Source organism: Microcystis sp. LEGE 08355, from assembly GCF_015207185.1.
Classification (GTDB): Bacteria; Cyanobacteriota; Cyanobacteriia; order Cyanobacteriales; family Microcystaceae; genus Microcystis; species Microcystis panniformis.
On record NZ_JADEXI010000363.1, the window covers coordinates 1 to 4,807 of the forward strand.

At 44.5% G+C, this 4,807-nt stretch carries 4 protein-coding genes; 2 read left to right on the top strand and 2 right to left on the bottom strand.

Annotated elements, in window-relative coordinates; all coding sequences use genetic code 11:
• Positions 1-579: Uma2 family endonuclease (locus tag IQ242_RS16985; RefSeq protein ID WP_193960780.1), on the top strand; the 579-nt coding region annotated here is incomplete at its 5' end.
• A gap of 157 nt (positions 580-736) precedes the next feature.
• On the opposite strand, the gene IQ242_RS16990 is transcribed toward IQ242_RS16985, so the two are convergent.
• Positions 737-1,306 (bottom strand): IS607 family transposase, encoded by a 570-nt coding sequence (locus IQ242_RS16990; protein ID WP_193960781.1) that lies wholly within the window; start codon positions 1,304-1,306, stop codon positions 737-739.
• A 236-nt stretch (positions 1,307-1,542) separates the two neighbouring features.
• Here IQ242_RS16990 and IQ242_RS16995 point away from each other — a divergent pair, with 236 nt between their 5' ends.
• Positions 1,543-4,170 (top strand): chloride channel protein, encoded by a 2,628-nt coding sequence (locus IQ242_RS16995; protein ID WP_193960782.1) that lies wholly within the window; start codon positions 1,543-1,545, stop codon positions 4,168-4,170.
• An 8-nt stretch (positions 4,171-4,178) separates the two neighbouring features.
• Here the strand turns inward: IQ242_RS16995 and IQ242_RS17000 are convergent, their stop codons facing one another.
• A complete protein-coding gene (locus IQ242_RS17000) occupies positions 4,179-4,559 on the bottom strand; it encodes a DUF1830 domain-containing protein (protein WP_193960783.1) in 381 nt (126 codons plus the stop codon).
• Positions 4,560-4,807: the final 248 nt, after the last annotated feature.

The following is a 4,807-nucleotide window of genomic DNA, read 5'->3' on the forward strand; positions in this document are numbered from 1 at the left end:
CTCATTGAACGGGAAGCAGAACCAATTTTAATTAGTGACATAACCTGGAGAGAATTTAAAGCTGTTGAACAGCTAATTGAGCGCCCAGGGTTAAGGTTATCTTTTTTAGATGGAGTTTTGGAGATTATAAAAATGCCAGGGAAAAAACACGAAACCATCAAAGAACGTATTGGTGCTTTACTAGAAATTTATTTAGAATTTTTGGGATTAGATTTTACTCCTACCGGTTCTGTCACCTTAGAAAATGAATTTGAAAAGGTTAAAAAAGAAGGTGATAAATCCTATGAGTTGGGAGCAAATAGAAAACATCCTTATTTAGTGATTGAGGTGGTTGTTGGTAGTGGAGTGATTGATAAACTGGAAGCATACAAACGGTTACAAATTCCCGAAGTTTGGTTTTGGATGAATGATGAGTTATTGTTTTATAGTTTAGGAAATGAGGGACATGAAGCTGTTAGTAAATCGCAACTTTTACCAAGTTTAGATGTAGGTTTATTGCTGCGTTGTATTAATATAGAAAATCATGCTCAAGCACTGCGAGAATTTAGAGCAGGGATAAAAATTATTGAACCAACATAACAATATAAAATGGTGATTTTTCCGCCTATCTAAAGATTATGTCGGATTAAATAATTGGCTGAGTTGTCAAGATTTTTAGACTGCCAAGATCAATTATCTATCTCAGTCCAAAATGGATGTCCTTTCTTGATAATGTGTCTTTCTGCTACTAACATTATTATCCGTTGTCTTTTAACTCAGCTATAATCTTTTCTGTCTTTGTTTTCGACCTTCTTAATCCGTAAATTCGAGAACAAAAAGAGGTGATAATGGCTATTAAATCTGACATAAACTCATCTTGGTTATCCTCACTTTCATTGACAATCTCCAGTTTTTTATCTAGTTCTTTTAACAAGATTTCTAGATAATTAGTCCCAAATCTGGCTAGACGGTCTTTGTGTTCAACAATTAAAACATTATAATTGGGGTCAACTAGAATTTTGGCTAATTGTTGGCGATTATCGTTTAATCCACTGCCTACTTCTTTGACAACTTTGTAGATTTTGTAGCCTCTGGCAACAGCATAATCTTTTAATCGGTCAGCTTGTCTATCTAGATTGTCTTTATTTTCAGCACTGGAAACTCTTGCATAAATGCAAGCTATCAAGTCGGGTTTTGAAGGGTTGTCATCCGTTATGATAATTGTACCAGAAGGCAATTGATAACCTGTTAGATTCCCTTGTTTCCACCATCTCCAAGCCGTTCGATAACTTATTGCTGCTTTTTTTGCATAGTCTGATAGTTTCATGTCCACATATTGCCATGCTTGACTATATCTGACAATATTTGTCTTGAAACTTTACAATACCCTCCGCTCAAAGACAGGGACAACCTTTGATCCTAGCCCATCGATAGAAAAACTACTATTAGGGCCACTGGTAGCAACAAGGTGAACGGTGACAGAACTTAACGGCCTATGATTAAAGAAACGAGGAATCAGAACCCTAAATAAATCCTCGCTTGCCTTGATTCTCCCTGATAATTATGGGACTTTTTGCCCGTCACCAAAACCTCCATCAGTGGTTTAAATCCCAACACTTCGGACGTAGCGCGACCGATAGTCGTTATGCTTTACTGGTAGCCTGTTTAATCGGAATTCTCTCCGCCCTTGCCGCTATTATCCTGAAATTGGGCATCGGTTGGTTAGGTGGTTGGCGGGTGCATCTAGTAGCCAATTCCTCTCCTTTCCTAGTTTTGCCCCTCGGCGGTTTTCTGCTTGGTTACAGCGCCGGCTGGATTGTCGAACACTTCTCCCCCGCGGCCGCCGGGGGTGGTATTCCCCAAGTAAAAGCGGCCTTAGCTAAATATCCTTTGCCCCTGTCTTGGCGCGTCGCCCTAGTAAAAATGATCGGGGCGATCCTGATCCTTGGCGGTGGTTTAACCCTTGGTCGTCGGGCCCCCACGGTACACATCGGGGCGGCCCTAGCAGCCCAATTAAGCGTCTGGCTGCCCACCAGTCCCGATCACCGTCGTCAGATGATCGCAGCCGGGGCAGCCGCCGGGTTAGCGGCCGGTTTTACTACTCCCATCGCCGGCGTCCTCTTTGTGATCGAGGAATTAATGCGCGATGTTTCCAGTATGACCCTAGAAACGGCGATCGTGGCTTCCTTTACCGGGGCCGTGGTTTCGATGATGCTGCAGAATACCCCCTCGATTATCACTGAATATGCCAATATTAGCTTCTCTGCCCAAGAAATACCCATTTATTGCCTTTTGGGGGCTTTAGCGGGCTTATTGGGGGCTTTATTCAATCAAGGCATCCTTTTTTGTAGTCAGATGCAGCGGCGTTGGCGGTTATCTTTAGCTTGGCGCATCGGTCTGGTCAGTTGCTTATCGGGAACGGTAGTGGCTTTTTTACCCGACTTTTTTCGAGATAATACGGGTTTACGGGAATTTTTGCTGGCAGGGGAATTAAACTGGCAGAATACCGCCCTCGCTTTTGTGGTCTATTTTTTCCTGACGATGATCTCCTATAGTTCTGGCGCACCGGGAGGACTCCTCGCCCCCGCTTTGGTGTTGGGATCCTGTTTGGGGTTTCTGGTGGGGGGAATCGAGACGAAAATGATGGGTTTCGGCAGCGAACCTAGTTATGCTTTAGCCGGTATGGGGGCCTTTTTTACGGGAGTAGTCAGGGTTCCAGTAACGGCGATCGTGATTGTCTTTGAACTGCATCACAATTTTAATGTTGTGCTGCCCCTGATGTTGACCTGTGCCGTTTCTTATATCACTGCCGAAAGCATTCTACCCGGTTCTCTCTATCAGCATTTACTTTCCGCTAGTGGTATTATTCTCAACGAGGAAACCCCTGCTAATGATGTGCTGGCCCATCTGTCGGCTATAGATGTGATGCAATCCCAGGTGGAAATTCTGCCGGCGGATTTACCCCTGGGGGAAGTGGTGAAAATTATGTCCCGTTCCCATCATCGCGGTTTTCCCGTGGTGGAACAGGGGCGACTATTGGGGATTTTTACCCAAAGTGATCTGGATAAATGGCGATCAAAAAACAGTCAAACCGTCCTGCGGGAGATCATGACTCCCAATCCGATTACTGTGGCCCCCCAGGCAGCTTTAAGCGATGTTTTATTTCTGTTAAATCGCTATCAGCTTTCCCGTTTACCCGTTACCGACGGTCAAAAACTGGTGGGGATCATCACCCGCACCGATATTATCCGGGTGGAAGCTGATCAATTGGGGGGGGTTTGTCAACTGCCCCAACCCAGTACCCCTTCCTATGTGGTTTATCAAACCCGTTCCCCGGCCGTGGGAATAGGACGGATTTTGTTACCTATTGCCAATCCCGACACCGCTACCGCTTTGTTTAAAACTGCCGCTGCGATCGCCCGTGAACGCAATTATGAGATAGATTGTCTCTATGTGATTACTGTGCCTCGTCTTAGTTCTCCGGCGGAAGTAAAGGTAGATACGCGGGAAGGACGCAAATTACTTCATCGTCTGGAAAGATTAGCCCGACGGCAGAATATCTCTGTTCATACACAAATTTCCGTGGCTCAGGATATCGCCGACGGGATTTTGGCCACGATTCGCGAACGACACAGCAATTTATTAATTATGGGTTGGACGGGGGAAAAATCGACTACTGGGGCGATTTTTGGGTTTTTAGTCGATACTTTGATCGCCCAAGCTCCCTGTGAAACCATCTTGGTAAAATTGGGAACAAAGGATTGTTTTCCCAACGATCTTAATCGGGAAAGGATTTGGCTGATTCCCACCGCCGGCGGTCCCAATGCCCAACGCGCTTTAGCATTATTGCCTAGTTTGCTGTCTTTGTCCGAGTCTTCGGATTATCCCAAACTTTGGTTATGTAAAATCTATTCTCCGACGGAGTTACTGCCAGATCTGTCTATTTTGGAAGTTTTACAAGCATCTTTACAGAAAGCGATCGCACAGCCGATTGTGCCTTTACCGATTCCTTCGGCCTCTCCGGCCGAGGCAATAATTAATCTGGTAGAATCGGAAGACTGTTCCTTGGTGCTTTTGGGTGCATCTAGGGAAAGTTTGCTCAATCAGTTATTAAATGGCAATATCCCCTCGACGATTGCCCGTGCGGTTAATTGCACTGTCATTCTCGTGCGAGGGGAATTATCGGAGTAGGTTATTAGCTAGGCGGAAGCTAAAGTTAAACCGAAGGGTACGGTGTTGTCAATTTTCGCCCCTTGACTTTCCTCTAGGGAATGGGGGTAGAATATTTCCCCCTCTAGTTGACCATCGGAGTCATCGTCATCCCCATCGCTGATATAAAGGCGTTCACAGGGGATATTATCGGAAAGGATGGCACTGGCCATCATCCCCGTATGAATCTCTAAGAAAGCATCCGCTAGGGTCTCAAATACTAAACGCTGCCCAGGGAAAACCACCCTTTCAAAATACCAGTTAGCAATATTGGTGATGCGAACAATTTGAATATGATTGGTCGCATTGACATAGCAACAAAGAATACTATTTTTCTTGCCGTTGGGGAGGGGATCGAGAATCTGTGCCATAGCAATTGGGGTGATCTTAAAGTGGGTTTGTCATCGCTCCTTCACCGTAACATCCTTTGATCCCCGATAGTTGTAAAGATGATTACATTACTCTGATAAAAATCTACTGATCGCTTTTTCTGGTGATAGAAAGCGGTTTTTATTAAAAAATCATTAAATTTAACTAATGCCTAGTTTTGGCTATTTGTCAAGGGGGAAACTACGTTTTTTTGCTGTTTTTCTTGACTTTTTGCTAGGCTATTTAGGGT

Coding starts and splice junctions, on each gene's coding strand:
- IQ242_RS16990 (WP_193960781.1), bottom strand. CDS start 1,306: ATGAAACTATCAGACTATGCAAAAAAAGCAGCAATAAGTTATCGAACG.
- IQ242_RS16995 (WP_193960782.1), top strand. CDS start 1,543: ATGGGACTTTTTGCCCGTCACCAAAACCTCCATCAGTGGTTTAAATCC.
- IQ242_RS17000 (WP_193960783.1), bottom strand. CDS start 4,559: ATGGCACAGATTCTCGATCCCCTCCCCAACGGCAAGAAAAATAGTATT.